10 protein-coding genes are annotated in these 15,548 nt (G+C 69.7%); 7 read left to right on the top strand and 3 right to left on the bottom strand.

From position 1 onward, the window contains the following. Positions 1–196 precede the first annotated feature (196 nt). Positions 197–1,285 carry a calcium:proton antiporter gene (locus tag ACSHSS_RS05185; RefSeq protein WP_445544640.1) on the top strand — a complete coding sequence of 363 codons (1,089 nt, stop codon included), beginning with the start codon at positions 197–199 and terminating at the stop codon, positions 1,283–1,285. A gap of 120 nt (positions 1,286–1,405) precedes the next feature. Here the strand turns inward: ACSHSS_RS05185 and ACSHSS_RS05180 are convergent, their stop codons facing one another. Then, positions 1,406–2,314, bottom strand: a complete 909-nt coding sequence (locus tag ACSHSS_RS05180; protein ID WP_060099534.1) for a LysR substrate-binding domain-containing protein — start codon at positions 2,312–2,314, stop codon at positions 1,406–1,408. Positions 2,315–2,427: 113 nt separating this feature from the next. Between ACSHSS_RS05180 and ACSHSS_RS05175 the strand changes: the two genes are divergently transcribed. Then, a complete protein-coding gene (locus tag ACSHSS_RS05175; RefSeq protein WP_445544639.1) occupies positions 2,428–3,366 on the top strand; it encodes a 2-hydroxyacid dehydrogenase in 939 nt (312 codons plus the stop codon). 82 nt (positions 3,367–3,448) lie between these two features. Further along, on the top strand, positions 3,449–4,816 hold the full coding sequence (locus ACSHSS_RS05170; protein WP_445544638.1) for an MFS transporter: 1,368 nt from the start codon (positions 3,449–3,451) through the stop codon (positions 4,814–4,816). 49 nt (positions 4,817–4,865) lie between these two features. On the opposite strand, the gene ACSHSS_RS05165 is transcribed toward ACSHSS_RS05170, so the two are convergent. Then, entirely contained in the window at positions 4,866–5,837 is a 972-nt protein-coding gene (locus ACSHSS_RS05165; protein ID WP_006396922.1) for a LysR family transcriptional regulator, read from the bottom strand. A 370-nt stretch (positions 5,838–6,207) separates the two neighbouring features. Between ACSHSS_RS05165 and ACSHSS_RS05160 the strand changes: the two genes are divergently transcribed. The 4 genes from ACSHSS_RS05160 (at position 6,208) to ACSHSS_RS05145 (ending at position 10,743) form a co-directional block, all read left to right on the top strand. Beyond that, the gene (locus tag ACSHSS_RS05160; RefSeq protein ID WP_445544637.1) at positions 6,208–7,377 is read left to right on the top strand and encodes an HPP family protein; all 1,170 of its coding nucleotides are present in this window, start codon (positions 6,208–6,210) and stop codon (positions 7,375–7,377) included. Between the two features lie 103 nt (positions 7,378–7,480). Further along, entirely contained in the window at positions 7,481–7,894 is a 414-nt protein-coding gene (locus ACSHSS_RS05155; RefSeq protein ID WP_006396919.1) for a MarR family winged helix-turn-helix transcriptional regulator, read from the top strand. 20 nt (positions 7,895–7,914) lie between these two features. Beyond that, positions 7,915–9,702 (top strand): chloride channel protein, encoded by a 1,788-nt coding sequence (locus ACSHSS_RS05150; RefSeq protein ID WP_445544636.1) that lies wholly within the window; start codon positions 7,915–7,917, stop codon positions 9,700–9,702. Positions 9,703–10,254: 552 nt separating this feature from the next. Further along, positions 10,255–10,743 (top strand): hypothetical protein, encoded by a 489-nt coding sequence (locus ACSHSS_RS05145; protein WP_445544635.1) that lies wholly within the window; start codon positions 10,255–10,257, stop codon positions 10,741–10,743. On the opposite strand, the gene ACSHSS_RS05140 is transcribed toward ACSHSS_RS05145, so the two are convergent. Beyond that, on the bottom strand, positions 10,700–15,548 hold a 4,849-nt coding region (locus ACSHSS_RS05140), incomplete at its 5' end, for an autotransporter domain-containing protein (RefSeq protein ID WP_445544634.1). The two genes, ACSHSS_RS05145 and ACSHSS_RS05140, sit on opposite strands and share 44 nt — an antisense overlap.

The raw sequence follows: 15,548 nt of genomic DNA, 5'->3' as shown, positions 1-15,548 counted from the left end.
CCGCATCGAACCGTTTCATCCAGCGACGGGCTCCGGCCCGCCCGCGCCCGTCGCGGCCTCGCGGCCGCACACCTCGGCGACGCTACCGCGCCGCCATCCTTCAGCTGCATCGTCCTCGTTCGGCGGATTGTCCGGCCGGGCTTCGTCAACCCGTGTCGACGCATCGCGCGTCGCCACTCGAATAAGGAAACCCTCCATGCCGATCTCGTCCAACCAGCTTCCACGCTGGACCCTCTGGGCCCCGCTTGCCGCCTGGCTGGTACTCGCGCTGTCGCGCGCCGTGCCGGCCGAAGGCCTCGTCATCGCGCTGTTCGCCGCCGCACTCGCGGGCGCCGTGTTCGCCGCCGTTCACCATGCCGAAGTGGTCGCGCATCGCGTCGGCGAGCCGTTCGGCACGCTCGTGCTCGCGGTCGCCGTGACGGTCATCGAAGTCGCGCTGATCGTATCCGTGATGCTCGGCGCCGGCCCCGAGAAATCGGGCCTCGCGCGCGATACCGTGTTCGCCGCCGTGATGATCATCTGCAACGGCATCGTCGGGCTGTGTCTGCTCGTCGGCGCGTGGAAGCACGGTGAGCAGGACTTTCAGGGGCGCGGCGCGAGCAAGGCGCTCGCGGTGCTCGCCTCGTTGTCGGTGTTGTCGCTCGTGATGCCGAACTACCTGAGCGCGGCGCCCGGCCCGATGCTGTCGAAGTCGCAGCTCGCGTTCGCCGGCGTGTCGTCGCTCGTGCTGTACGGCGTGTTCGTGTTCGTGCAGACGGTGCGCCATCGCGACTACTTCCTCGCCGATCACGACAGCGCGAACGAGGCCGTGCATGCGGCGCCGCCGAGCGGCCGCACCGCGCTGATCAGCCTCGCGCTGCTGTTCGCGAGCCTCGTCGCGGTCGTGCTGCTCGCGAAGCTGCTGTCGCCGGCCGTCGAACATGCCGTGATGAAGCTCGGCGCGCCGGAAGCGGCGGTCGGGATCGTGATCGCCGCGCTCGTGCTGCTGCCCGAAGGGCTCGCGGCCGTGACGGTCGCGCGCGCGAACCGGCTGCAGACCAGCATGAACCTCGCGCTCGGCTCCGCGCTCGCGAGTATCGGCCTCACGATCCCGACGGTCGCGGCCGTGTTCATCTGGGTCGGCCAGCCGCTGACGCTCGGCATCGGTCCGATGGAAACCGTGCTGCTCGCGCTGACGCTGCTCGTCAGCACGCTGACGCTGAGCCAGGGTCGCACGACCGTGCTGCACGGCGTCGTGCATCTGTCGCTGTTCGCCGCGTATCTGTTTCTGTCGGTCACGCATTGACCTGTCGCCGGGCCTGGCCGCGCGTCGATTCCGGCGTGCGGCCAGGCCTGCGCTCCGCCGCTTTCCCCTCGCCTTTTCCCTTCGACCCTTCCCGCTTGCACTCGCGCGCCGGCGCGACGCTTACGCGATGGCGCCGTCCGCGCTTTCCGTCAGAAACCGCTCGACCATCGCATTGAATACCGGCAGCGCCGGATTGTCGTTGTCGGTCCGCCACGCGAGATACAGCTCGGCCGCGACGTCGACGTCCGCGAGCGGACGAAACACGACGCCGTCCACGTGCAGCTCGCGCGCGGACGCCGGCACCAGCGCCGCGCCGAGCCCCGCGCGCACGAGGCCGAGGATCGTATGCGTCTGCCCGACGTAATGCAGGTAGTTCGGCAGCCGCCCGGCGCTGGCGAACATCCCGGAAATCATGTCGTGGAAATACTTGCCCTCGTTCGGCGAATACGCGATGAAGGGCTGGCGATCGAGATCGTCCGGGCCGATCCGTTCGTGTACGGCGAGCGGCGCGCCTTCCGCAACCGCAACGAGCATCGGCTCGCGCTGCACGAGCCGGTATTCGAGCGGCTGGCGCGCGGCGCGCTGGCGCACGAACCCCGCATCGAGCATCCGCGACGCGAGCGCGTCGATCTGCACCGTCGACACCATCTCGCGCAACTCGACGTCGACGTCGGGCAAGGCGTGCGCCGCATGCGCGAGCAGCATCGGAATCATCCGGTATGCGCTGACGGCCGTGAAGCCGAGCGTGATGCGGCCCGCGCCGCCGTGCGCGACGCGCTGCGCGGCCTGTTCGGCTCGCGCCGAGAATTCGAGGATGTGCCGCGCGTCGCGCAGAAAGCGTTCGCCGGCCGCGGTCAGGCTCACCTGCCGGCTGCTGCGCTCGAGCAACGCGATGCCGAGCGCATGTTCGAGCAACTGGATCTGCCGGCTCAGCGGCGGCTGCGTCATGAAAAGCCGCTTCGCGGCGCGCCCGAAGTGCAGTTCCTCGGCGACCGCGACGAAGCAGCGAAGCTGGTGCAGTTCGATCATTCAATAGTTGAATCAATCAATAGGCGTTTGATGTTAGACCAACATCGATGCGATTCCTATACTCGGTTGCACCCGATGCGCGACCCGCGCCGCGCACGCTGACCGAGACTCTGATGACCATCGATATCCTGCTTACCCAGCCGCTTCCCGACGCGATCGACGCCGAACTGTGCGCCCGCTACGCGGTGCATCGGCTATATGCGACCGATGACCCCGACGCATTGCTCGCGCGCGTCGCGCCGCGCATCCGCGGCGTCGTGACGGGCGGCGCAAACGGCTTGTCCGCCGCGCTGATGGACCGGCTCGGCGCGCTCGAAATCGTCGCGATCAACGGCATCGGCACCGACGCCGTCGATCTCGAACGCGCACGCGCACGCGGCATCCACGTCACGACGACGCCCGACGTGCTGACCGACGACGTAGCCGACATGGCGATGGGGCTGATCCTGATGACCTTGCGCGATCTCGGCCTCGGCGAACGCATCGTGCGCGCCGGCCGCTGGGGCACGTTCGCGCAGCCGCTCGCGACGCAGGTGACGGGCAAGCGGCTCGGCATCGTCGGCCTCGGCCGCGTCGGGCGCGCGATCGCGCAGCGCGCGCAGGCGTTCCGGATGCCGGTCAGCTACTTCGGCCCGCGCGAGCATCGCGACAGCGGCTACCGGTTCGTGCCCGACCTGATCGCGCTCGCGCGCGACAGCGACGTGCTGGTCGTCGCCGCATCGGCCGATCACGGCAAGGTGCTGATCACGGCCGAGGTCCTCGCCGCGCTCGGCCGCAACGGCTTCCTGATCAATGTCGCGCGCGGCAAGCTCGTCGACGAAACCGCGCTCGTGCGCGCGCTGGCGGACGGCACGATCGCCGGCGCCGGCCTCGACGTGTTCGCGAACGAACCGCAGGTGCCGCCCGCGCTGCTCGAACTCGACCGCGTCGTCGTGCAGCCGCACCGCGCGAGCGCCACGCGCGAGACGCGCGAGGAAATGGGCCGCATCGTGCTCGCCAACCTCGCCGCGTGCTTCGCGGGCCAGCGGCCGCCGACCAGCGTCACGACCTGAACGGGTCGCGCCGCGCAAGCGGCGCGCGCCCGCCTCGCCACGACACAACATCCCTCCGCACGACGGAGGCCAGGAGACACGCATGCCCAACCGATCCTCCGGCGCCGCCGTCGCCGCGCCCGCAGCCGCCAACTCGCGTACGATCGGCCGCGTCCGTTACGCGGTCCTCGCCCTGATCTTCGCCGTCACCGTCGTCAACTATGCGGACCGCGCGACGATGTCGATCGCCGGCACCGGCGTCGCGCGCGACCTCGGGCTCACGCCCGTGCAGCTCGGCATCGTTTTTTCGGCGTTCGCGTGGGCCTATGCGATCGGGCAGATTCCCGGCGGCTGGCTGCTCGACCGTTACGGCGCGCGGCGCGTCTACGGCCTGAGCCTGCTGCTGTGGTCGGTATTCACGATGTTGCAGGGCACGGTCGGATGGCTCGGCGTGCAGGCGGGCGCCGCGACGCTCGCGCTGTTCGCGATGCGCTTCATGCTCGGCCTCGTCGAATCGCCGGCCTTCCCCGCCAACTCGCGAATCGTCGCGTGCTGGTTTCCGACCGCCGAACGCGGCACCGCGTCGGCGCTGTTCAATTCCGCGCAATACATGGCCGTCGTGCTGTTCACGCCGGCGATGGCGTGGCTCACGCATGCGCTGGGCTGGACGCACGTATTCCTGTGGATGGGGATGCTCGGCATCGCGCTCGCCGCGCTATGGTTCGCGTGGTATCGCGAACCGCACAGCCACCCGCGCGTGAGCGACGCCGAGCGCGACTATCTGCGCGCGCACGGCGCGCTGGTCGATCTCGAGGCGAACCGCGTCCGGCATCGCGCGCGCGTCTCGTGGCGTGACGCCTCGCAGCTGTTCCGCCACCGCAACCTGTGGGCGATCTACATCGGCCAGTACTGCATCACGGCGCTCACCTACTTCTTCATCACCTGGTTTCCGATCTACCTGATCAAGGGACGCGGCATGACGATCATGGAAGCCGGCTGGGTCGCCGCGCTGCCGGCGATCTGCGGCTTCACGGGCGGCGTGCTCGGCGGCGTGCTGTCGGACTGGCTGATCCGGCGCGGCGTGCATCCGTCGCGCGCACGCAAGACGCCGTTCATCGCGGGGATGGCGATGGCGACGCTGCTGGTGCTCGCGAACGGCGCATCGTCGAACACGGTCGTGATCGCGCTGATGACGATCGCATTCTTCGGCAAGGGGCTGGCGGCCGTCGGCTGGGCCGTGCTCGCCGACACCGCGCCGGCAGGCATGGTCGGCCTGAGCGGCGGTGTGTTCAACGGTCTCGGCAATATCGCGGGCATCGTCACGCCGCTCGTGATCGGCTACTTCGTCGCGCACACGGGTTCGTTTTCCGGCGCGCTGTGGTTCGTCGCCGCGCACGGGCTGATCGGCATCGCCGCGTATGCGTGGCTCGCGGGCCGCTTCGAGCGCATTCGCGTCGCAGCGGACCGGTGATCGCCGCGGTGCAGGATCGCGCGTTCGAGCGATACGCGCGCGCGCCGCATCACGCGCGCTTCAGCCCGCCGCTTTGCGCCTGCTCGATCGTGAGCCGGTCGAGTTCGCGCAGATCGTTCTCCAGCGCCGGCGTCAGCGTCGTGCGCAGATGGTCGAGGAACGTGCGGATCTTCGCATCGAGATAGCGGCGCGTCGCATAGACCGCATAGACGCTGACGGTCTGCAACCGGTACTCGGGCAGCACGCGGATCAGCCGCCCTTCGCGGATGTCGTCGAGCACCGTATAGAGCGCGACGCAGGCGATCCCGCGCCCTGCGCGCACTGCGACGCAGAGCGCGTCCGGCACGTTGACCTGGAACGGCGCGGGCTGCAGTTCGTACACGGTCTCCTCGCCGTCGGCGCGTTCGAGCCGCCACTCGCTCGCGGGCGACGCCGGTGTGTCGAGGCGCAGGCACACGTGGTTCGGCAGATCGTCCGGCGTCTGCGGCGTGCCGTGCCGCGCGAGATAGTCGCGCGACGCGACGAGCACGCTGCAGCTCGTACCGCAGGTCTGCGCGACGTAGCCGGAATCGGGCAACTGCGACGCCGTGACGATCGACACGTCGTACCCTTCCTCGACGAGGTTCGGCATGCGCTGCGCAAGCGTCAGCTCGACCGACACCTCGGGATTGTCCTCCTGATAGCGGACGATCGACGACACGACATGACTCTGCCCGAGCCCCGTCATCGCATGGATGCGCATCTTCCCGCTCGGCCGCAGCAGCGCATTGCGCGCCTCGGCGTTCGCGTAGTCGATCTCCGCGAGGATCGATTTCGCACGCTCGAAATAGCGCTCGCCGCTTTCGGTCAGACCGAGGTGGCGCGTCGTGCGATGCAGAAGACGCGTCTGCACGTGCGCTTCGAGATTCGACACGGCGCGCGACACCTGCGCCGTGGTCGCATCGATCTCTTTCGCAACCGCGGTGAAACTGCCGGCTTCGACAACGCGCACGAACAGGCGCATGTTTTCGAGCATGTCCATTGAATTGGCTTCGGGAGAGTCTGTGGGGAGAAGGCGTCGGCCGCGCGCGCGTCAGCCGGGCGATGCAGCACGGCCGCGAACCGCGCGACATCGCTCACCGTGCCGGGGAGAAGGCGGGAGAGCGGGCATGGCGGACGGGGTTCTGACATAGCGGGGATTCGGTGGCCGGAATTGTACGCCGCCGCAGACAAATTTGCGCAATGACGCACGCGGCGCCTTTCATCGAATGAAAGGTTTCCGCAAGGAACGCGCGTCGCCTGCGCGCAACGCGTTGATGCAGCGCGACAATTTGTATCACGACGCGATATAATTCCGGCCCGGCCCGCGGCATGCCGCCGCGATGCGTCCGATCTTTTCAACCGTTACGTCCATGTCGTCAGGCTCCTCCCCGTCGCGCCGCACGCTGCGCCAATGGCTGCACAGCTTCATTCCCCACCCGATGACACTCGGCTGGCGCGAACGCCTGCGTTCGTGCACGGGCGCGCTCGTCGGCATTGCGACGGTCGGCGTCACGATGCGGCTGCTGCCGGGCGTGCCGGGCCTCGTGCCGCTGCTCGTCGCGCCGATGGGCGCCTCGGCCGTGCTGCTGTTCGCGGTGCCCGCGAGTCCGCTCGCGCAGCCGTGGTCGATCATCGGCGGCAATCTCGTCGCCGCGACTGTCGGCGTCGCATGCGCACAGTGGATCGCGGATCCGATCACGGCCGCCGCGGTCGCGATCGCCTGCGCGATCGGCGGAATGTTCGTGCTGCGCTGCGTGCACCCGCCGTCGGGTGCCGTCGCGCTCACGGCCGTGGTCGGCGGCCCGGCGATCCATGCGCTCGGCTTCGGCTTCGTGCTCGAACCGATTCTGCTGCAATCGGCGATCCTGCTGTCGGCCGCGCTCGCGTATCACGCGCTGACGGGCCACCGCTATCCGCACGGCAGCGCGCGCGGCGACGCGAAGCCGCAGGCGGCGACGCCGGCCCGCGGCGGCTTCAGGCGCGAGGATCTCGACGCCGTGCTCAAGCGCCGCAGCGAATGGCTCGACGTCGATCCGGACGATCTCGAAACGCTGCTGCGCGAAACCGAAATGCAAGCCTACGCGCGCACCTTCGGCCAGCTTACGTGCGCCGACCTGATGACGAAGAACGCGATCAGCATCGCGCCGTCGACGTCGATCACCGCGGCGCTCACGCTGCTCGACCGTCATCGCGTGAAGGCGCTGCCCGTCGTCGACGCGGACGGCCGGCTGACCGGCATCGTCACGCGCGCGGACCTCACGCGTCCGCTGCGCCGGCCTGCCGCGCTGTGGCAGCGCCTGTCCGCGCGGCTGCCCGAATCGTTCGGCGGCCAGCCGCCGAGCGTGTCGACCGTGATGACGCGCGACGTCGCGTCGGTGCCGCAGACGCTGCCGCTGACCGCGCTCGTGCCGCTGTTCACGCATTCGGGCCACCACCATATTCCGGTCGTCGACGCATCGCGCCGGCTCGTCGGCATCATCACGCAGACGGACCTCATCACGGGCCTGTACCAGCAGACGCAGATACTCGAAGCCGCGTAACGCGCGCGAAAGCCGAATAACGTAAAACACCGTTCAAATCCGGTCATTTATATCATGTTGTGATATATTGGCGCGCTATTGAAACCGACCTTCCGCCCCTGCGATGACCGATAGCCGACGTGCGCTGACCAAAAGCGACTTCCAGCAACTGTCCGAATTCCGCTACCAGATGCGGCGTTTCGAACGCTTCTCCGAGCGCGCCGCGCAAAGCGAAGGCGTGACGCCGCTGCAATACCTGCTGCTGCTGCACATCAAGGGCTACCCGCACCGCGAATGGGCGACCATCGGCGAGCTCGCCGAGCGGCTGCAGGCGCAGCATCACGGCGTCGTCGCGCTCGTCACGCGCTGCGAGGCGCTCGGCCTCGTGAAGCGCAAGCCGAGCGAAGCCGATCGCCGGCAGGTCGAGGTGCACCTCGAGCCGGCAGGCGAAACGCTGCTTGCGCGCCTCGCGGCGATGCATCGCGCCGAGCTGAAGTCGCTCAAGGGCGCATTCCAGGTTCCCCAGATCGATTACTGACCTCCGTTTTTCCGACTCCGATGAACGCACCGCACAAACGCGATTTCTCGACCAACGAACGCCTGCCCAGGATCGCGTTGCTTGCCGCCGTGATCGGCCTGCTTAGCACGCTCGCGGCGTTCGTGCTGTTGAGCCTGATCCATCTGTTCACGAACCTGTTCTTCTTCCAGCAGTTCTCGTTCGCGGACCGCTCGCCCGCCGGCAATGCGCTCGGCGCATGGGTCATCGTCGTACCGGTGATCGGCGCGCTCGTCGTCGGGCTGATGGCGCGCTTCGGTTCGGAGAAGATCCGCGGGCACGGCATCCCCGAAGCGATCGAGGCGATCCTGTTCGGCAAGAGCCGCATGTCGCCGAAGGTCGCCGTGCTCAAGCCGCTGTCGTCGGGCATCGTGATCGGCAGCGGCGGCCCGTTCGGCGCCGAAGGCCCGATCATCATGACGGGCGGTGCGCTCGGCTCGCTGATTGCGCAATGCGTGCATGTGACGGCCGCCGAGCGCAAGACGCTGCTCGTCGCCGGTGCGGCCGCCGGCATGACGGCCGTGTTCGGCACGCCGGTCGCCGCGGTGCTGCTCGCCGTCGAGCTGCTGCTGTTCGAATGGCGGCCGCGCAGCTTCCTGCCGGTCGCGCTCGCCTGTGCGGTGGCCGGCTTCGCGCGCGCGCTGTTCTTCGGCGTCGAGCCGCTGTTTCCGCTGACGACGGCCGCGCCCTCGCCCGTCGCGCTGCTGTCGTGCCTCGTCGCGGGCCTGCTGTCCGGCGTGCTCGCCTGCGGGCTGTCGGCGGCGCTGTATCGCGTCGAGGATACGTTCGCGAAACTGCCCGTGCACTGGATGTGGTGGCCGGCGCTCGGCGCAATCGTGATCGGTGTCGGCGGCTGGCTCGAGCCGCGCGCGCTCGGTGTCGGCTACGACGTGATCGGCGATCTGCTGCATCAGCACATCGCGCTGCAGATCGCCCTTGCGTTGCTCGTCGTGAAAGCCGTGATGTGGGTCATCGCGCTCGGCTCGGGCACGTCGGGCGGCGTGCTCGCGCCGCTGCTGATGCTCGGCGCGGGCCTCGGCACCGTGCTGTCGCCGGTGCTGCCGGGCGGCGATCCGGCGCTGTGGCCGCTCGTCTGCATGGCGGCGACGCTCGGCGCGACGCTCGGCGCACCGCTGACCGCGATCGTCTTCGCGTTCGGACTCACGCACGACGCGAATGCGCTGCTGCCGCTGCTCGCCGCGACGCTCGTCGCGCACGGCTTCGCGACGGTCGCGATGAAGCGCTCGATCATGACCGAGAAGATCGCGCGCCGCGGCTATCACATCTATCGCGAATACGGCGTCGATCCGCTCGAACGGCACGATGTCGGCGAGGTGATGACGCCCGCCGACGCGCTCGTCGCGATCGACGGCACGGCGACGCTCGAGGCGGTGGCCGCGCAGTTCTTCGGCGCGCAGCAAACGCATCGCGCCTATCCGGTCGTACAGAACAGCCGGCTGCTCGGCGTCGTCGATCGCGCGTTCGTCGACGCGCAGCGCGCGCAACGCACGCCCGACACGTCGATCGCGACCGCGCTCGCCGATCGCGCGCCGGCGATCGCGCTGGCGCACGAGACCTGCCGCCTAGTCGCGTCGCGTCTCGCGATGCTCGGGCTCGAGCGGCTGCCGGTCGTCGACGATCCGCAATCGATGCGCCTCACCGGGATCGTGTCGCGCAGCGATCTGATCAAGCCCGCGCTTCAGCATTTCGACGACGAACACAAGCGCGAGCGCTTCCGTCCGATCGTGCCGGCGAACCTGCGCGATCCGGGCGCGCGCAAGGCGGGCTGATGCGGTCGCAGGGCCGCGTTGCCGCGTTGCGCCGCTCCGCGCCGCACCGTCGCGGCGTTTAAAGTTGGTTGACAATCAATCAGACAAAAGTTTGTCATCATGGCACTCATGCGACGGGGCCATCAGCAGTCTTTCCAGCCATTCCAACCTCGCAGTTCGATAACGACAATCAACGATCCGGCGCGCGGCGCGGCATGGCGGCAACGCATGCCGCGTCGCGATCGCCGCGATCGTCGCGTTGCCCGATCGCAGAGCGCGGCGGGTTCGTCGATGCACAGCTCGTGAAATACGAATGCTGCAGTTGGTCGGCCGGCGCCCCTTCGACAAGGACGTCTCGGCAACCGCCAGCGCTTTCCCCGATAGAACGGAACGCGCGATCAGCGCCCGCTTGCGACGCACTCGCAATCCATCGCCGCCTGCGCACGAACGCTGCAAGGCGGTCTTCGAATTCCCATACGTGAATGAGATGAGGCGCGGTACGAACTGCGCGGCATCACTTAGCGCGCCTATCGTTTTCGTACTCGCCCGGCCGGCATTGCGCGCCAGTCTGCGATGGCGCACCTGCGGCGCGAGAAACGGCATTGGCGAACGCTTGCCGTCGCGTGCATTTCAATTGCACGCAAGATCGCGTCGACCGGAATGGCCGGCAACACGACGGAAGGAGCCGACGACGAGAGTTGGCGCAACCAGCCGGCCAGCCTGCTGACAAACACGTCGGCACACGACGCGCTCGAAGGCGCCCGGGAAACGGCCGCCGCGCTGCCGCAGGTCTCCGCGCGGAGCGCGAAGCGCGAAGCCCACCCTCACCGCGACCTTCACACCCGGCGATCCGACGACGATCGACGCGACGACGCACGCGTGCGCCGCTTCCGCCTGCCCGTGCCGCGCCGCTCGATCGGCACACCGTGCTTTCGGCGGTCGGACCGCGCGACCGCCGCACCGTCGAGCGCGAAACCGGCCGCTCGCGTACAGCGCATCGCGAGCGGCCGCCCCACCTTCAGAACTTCCACAACAGGTTGCCGTACAACGCGTGATCGCTGACGTGGCCGCCGACCTGGCCGCTATACGACAGTCCCACCGACAGGTTCTTCGTGACGGCCGCATCGACGCCGACCTCGAGCACTGCGGCATCGCGCGCGACCGGCACGCCGACCACGTTGAACGGCGTCCCGCCGCTCGCGAACGACAGCGTCGAACCGGGCTGCGTATTGCCGAACGCATGCCGCCAGCCGACCGTGCCGTACGCGGAGACCTTGCCCTTCGTCGTGACCGCCAGATCGGTCGACGCACGCACGCCGAGCGTCGAGAAGCCGAGCCCGCTCGTGCGCGATTCGCCCTGCAGCGCGGCTGCGCCGCCGCTCTCGTTGAAGCCGCCGGTATGCACGCTCGCGTAGGCGAGGCCGACGAACGGCTCGAGCGCGACGTTGCGGATCGCGGTCGAGTAGCCGATCTCGGTGAACACCTGCGTCGCGTTCGCGTCGTAGCTGGCGGTGTCGTGATCGGAGAAGCTGCCGAACGACGGATTGCGCTCGCTGTGCACGCGGTACCACGACTGCGCGAGGCCACCCCGGATGTTCCACGCGTCGTATCGGCCGCTCGCGTACAGCGCGATCGTCTCGCCGTTCACCTTCGCCGATTCGTTCTGGTCGGTATTGAGCAGGCTGCGCGATGCGCCGCCCGCGATACCGACGCGCCAGTGGCTGCTGACTTCCGCGTCCGTGCCGACGATGAAGCCATACAGGTTGCGGTCGATCGATGCGACGTCGTCGCCGTCGAAGCGGCTGTGCGAGCCGTAGATGCGGCCCCAAACCGCCGGCTTGAACGACTTCGCCGGCGTACAGCCGTTCTCCGCCGCAAGCCGACGGTCGAGCGACGCCGCATGATCGTCCGCCGACACCGGCGCCTCGCAGCCGCACAACGCCCCGCCCGGCTGCGAGCCGAGACGCGCACGATCGAGCACCGCGTCACGCACGTAGCGGCTGTCCGACAGCAGCACGCTGCGCGTGCTCGGATACAGATCGCCGGCCAGTTGCGCGAACGCGCGGCTCGCGGTCGGCGCATCGGCCGTCAGCACCGTATCGAACAGCGGGTTGCCGGCGCCCAGCGTGCCGACCGCGCCGGCCGCCGCCTGCCCGTCGGGCGTCGAGGCCACCGACGCGAACGGCGTGCCGTTCGGCGCGAGCGACAGCAGCACGCGCGATGCGTCGTACTGGAGCGTCGGCGTGAGGAACGCATACGTCGAGTTCACCGCGCTGAATTGCCCCTGCACGCCTGCGCCCGCATTGACGATCGTGTAGAGCTTGCCCGGCTGATACTGCCCGGTCGCCGCGACGACCTGCACCGTCCCGCCGTTGAGCGCGGCCGAACCCGTCACGTCGAGGCCGCCGCTTTGCTGCGGCGTGGCGCCGACCTGCAGCGTCGAGCCGGGCTGGAACGTCGCGTTGCCCGCCACCTTCAGCGGCTGGCCGAGCTGCAGCACCGATGCGGTGCCGCCGCCCGACACGACCAGACCGCCGATCGTGCCCGTTCCCGTGACCGTCGCGCCGTTGCCGACCGTCACCGGCGAGTTCGCCAGCGAACCGGTGACGGCAAGCGTGCCGCCGGTCACGTTCGTCGGGCCGGACAGCGGGTTCGTCCCGCTCAGCACTTGCGCGCCCGTGCCGGCCAGCGTCAGCGGGGCGGTGCCCGACAGCGTGCCCGCAAACGTACCGGTGCCCGCCGTGTTCACCGTCAGCGGCGTGCTGCCGAGGTTCACGTTCGAGCCCGTCGTGCCCGACAGCGCGCCGATCGACTGCGGTGCGGCCGAGCCCGTCAGGTTCAGCGTCGCGCCGCTGCCCGCGAGCGTCACCGGGCTCGTCGGCGCGAGACTGCCTGCGCCGGACAGCGCGAGCGTGCTGCCGCTGCCGATCGTCGTGCCGCCGGTGTACGTATTCGCGCCGGTCAGCGTCTGCGTCCCGCCGCCCTGCACCGCGAAACCGCCGCTGCCGGCGATCGTGCCGCCGAACACGCCGCCCGCGGGGCCGGCCACGGTCAGCGTATTGCCGCCGAGGTTCACGGTCGAACCGGCCGTGCCCGACAACGCGCTTGCCGTCTGCGGCGTCGTCGCCCCGCCGACGTCGAGCGTCGCGCCGTTACCCGCCAGCGTCAGCGCACTGGCGGCCGACAGGCTGCCGTTGCCGCCGACGGCCAGCGTGCTGCCGGTGCCGATCGTCGTGCTGCCGGTGTACGTGTTCGCGCCGCTCAGCGTCGTCGTCGACGGGCCGTTCACCGCGAGGTTGCCGCCGCCCGAAATCGGGCCGCTCAGGCCGAGGTTGTTCGCGCCGCCGACCGTCAGCGTCGAGCCCGTGCCGAGGTTCACCGCGTTGCCGAGCGTCGTGCCCGCCACACTGGTGCCGAGCGTGCCGCCGCTGCCACCGACGCTCAGCGTGCCGCTGCCGAGCGCCGTCGGCGTGCCGGCCACCAGCGTGCCGCCGCCCGTGACGAGCGTGCCGCCGCTGTAGCTGTTGGCGCCGGAAAGCGTCGTCGTCGACGGGCCCGTGAGCGCGAGCGTGCCGCTGCCCGAGATCTGGCCGCTCAGGCCGAGGCTGTTCGTGCCGCCGACCGTCAGCGTCGAGCCGCTGCCGAGATTCACAGCGTTGCCCAGCGTCGTGCCCGGCGTGCTCGCGGCCAGCGTGCCGCCCGCGCCGCTCGTGTTCAGCGCGCCCGTGCCGAGTGCCGAGCTGCTGCCCGCGATCAGCGTGCCGCCGCCGGTCAGGTTCGTGCCGCCCGTGTAGGTGTTCGTGCCGGTCAGCGTTTCGGTACCCGTGCCCGACAGCGTCAGGCTGCCGCCCGTGCCCGCGATCGTGCCGCCGTACGTGCCGTTGCCCGTGCCGCCCAGCGTCAGGTTGTTGCTGCCGAGGTTCACCGTCGAACCCGCGACACCCGAGAGCGTGCCGGTTGTTTGTGGCGTGGTTGCGCCGCTCAGATCGAACGTTGCGCCCGCACCCGTCAGGCTCACCGGTGTCGTCGCCGACAGGCTGCCGCCCGCGCCGATCGCCAGCGTGCCGCTATTGATCGTCGTCGCGCCCGTGTAGGTGTTGTTGCCCGTCAGCGTTTCAGTGCCCGTGCCCGACAGCGTCAGACCGCCCGTGCCGCCCACCGTCCCGCCGAACGTGCCGTTGCCCGAACCGCCGAGCGTCAGCGTGTTGCCGCCGAGGTTCACGGTCGAACCCGCGACACCCGACAACGCGCCCGTCGATTGCGGTGTCGTCGCAGCGCTTACATCGAGCGTGGCGCCCGTGCCGGCCAGATCGATCGCGCTGCCACCCGACAAGCTCCCGCCTGCCCCGACCGCGAGCGTGCTGCCGCTGCCGATCGACGTATTGCCGGTGTACGTGTTGGCGCCGGTCAGCGTCGTCGTCGACGGACCGTTCACGGCCAGATTGCCGCTGCCCGAGATCGTCCCGCCGAGGCCGAGATTGTTGGCACCGCCGACCGTCAGCGTCGAACCCGCACCGAGATTGACCGCGTTGGTCAGCGTCGTGCCTGCGACGCTCGTGCCGAGCGTGCCGCCCGCGCCGCTCGTGTTCACCGCGCCCGTGCCCAGAGCCGAACTATTGCCGGCCAGCAGCGTGCCGCCGCCCGTCAGGTTCGTGCCGCCCGTGTATGTGTTGTTGCCCGTCAGCGTCTCGGTGCCGGTACCCGCCAACGTCAGGCTGCCGCCTGCACCCGCGATCGTGCCGTCATACGTCCCGCTGCCCGAACCGCCGAGCGTCAGCGCATTGCCGCCGAGGTTCACGGTCGAACCCGACACGCCCGAGAGCGCGCCCGTCGATTGCGGCGTCGTGGCGGCGCTCAGGTCGAGCGTCGCGCCGGCGCCGGCCAGATTCACCGCACTGCCGCCCGACAGAGCGCCGCCCGCACCCACAGCGAGCGTGCTGCCGTTGCCGATCGTCGTGTTGCCCGTGTACGTATTCGTACCGGTGAGCGTCGTCGTCGACGGCCCGTTCACGGCCAGATTGCCGCTGCCCGAGATCGTGCCGCTCAGGCCGAGGTCGTTCGCACCGCCGACCGTCAGCGTCGAACCCGATCCGAGATTGATCGCGTTGGTCAGCGTCGTGCCTGCGACGCTCGTGCCGAGCGTGCCGCCTGCGCCGCTCGTGTTCAGCGCGCCCGTGCCGAGTGCCGAGCCGTTGCTCGCGATCAGCGTGCCGCCGCCCGTCAGGTTCGTGCCGCCCGTGTACGTGTTCGTGCCGGTCAGCGTTTCGGTGCCGGTGCCGGCCAGCGTGAGGCTGCCGCCCGCACCGGCGATCGTGCCGTCATACGTGCCGCTGCCCGTGCCGCCCAGCGTCAGGTTGTTGCCGCCGAGGTTCACGGTCGAACCCGCGACACCCGACAGCGTGCCCGTCGTCTGCGGCGTGGTCGCGCCGCTCAGGTCGAACGTTGCGCCCGCACCCGTCAGGCTCACCGGTGTCGTCGCCGACAGGCTGCCGCCCGCGCCGATCGCGAGCGTGCCGCTGTTGATCGTCGTCGCACCGGTGTAGGTGTTGGCGCCCGTCAGCGTTTCCGTGCCCGTGCCGCTCATCGTCACGCCGCCGGTGCCGGCGATGTTGCCTGCGTAGGTGCCGTCGCCGGACCCGCCGAGCGTCAGGTTGTTGTTGCCGAGGTTCACCGTCGAGCCCGCCACGCCCGAGATCGTGCCCGTCGATTGCGGCGACGCAGCGCCGCTCAGGTCGAGCGTCGCGCCGGCCGCCGTCAGGCTGACCGGGCTGCTCGACGAGAGGCTGCCGTTGCCGCTGATCGCGAGCGTGCCGCTGTTGATCGTCGTCGCGCCCGTGTACGTGTTGTTGCCCGTCAGCGTTTCGGTG

Source organism: Burkholderia sp. BC1, assembly GCF_052683555.1.
The sequence above is the reverse complement of the archived record's forward strand: the minus strand, read 5'-3'. Positions and strand labels throughout refer to the sequence as shown.